Source organism: Bradyrhizobium sp. 25ACV, from assembly GCF_054863005.1.
In genome coordinates this window covers 1-263 of record NZ_JAVAYO010000138.1, presented here as the reverse complement: position 1 = coordinate 263, position 263 = coordinate 1, and the positions used below count along the sequence as shown (strand labels likewise).

The following is a 263-nucleotide window of genomic DNA, read 5'->3' as shown; positions in this document are numbered from 1 at the left end:
ATCGAAAACGTCTTACAGCAAGCAGAAACACAGAGGGCAGATCAAGCAGGGGAAGAAGAACCTGTTCAAAAAGTGCTGGAGCAAGTGGTTGCGCCGATTCGTCATCAACTCTCTTCATTAGAGAAATCCACCAGCAGAGAAAAATCAGCTATTCAGCAAGTGCTTCAGCAGCAGCTACTGCCTATTTCAGAGCGGATTCACATGCTTGAAAAAGCGCGGGGTACTTCAAAACAAACAATTCACGATACACAAAACGACAGTAC

The 263-nt window shown here is 45.2% G+C and carries 1 protein-coding gene; it reads left to right on the top strand.

The window, feature by feature from the left end; all coding sequences use genetic code 11:
• On the top strand, positions 1–263 hold a 263-nt coding region (locus tag RAD04_RS38885), incomplete at both ends, for a hypothetical protein (protein WP_461627994.1).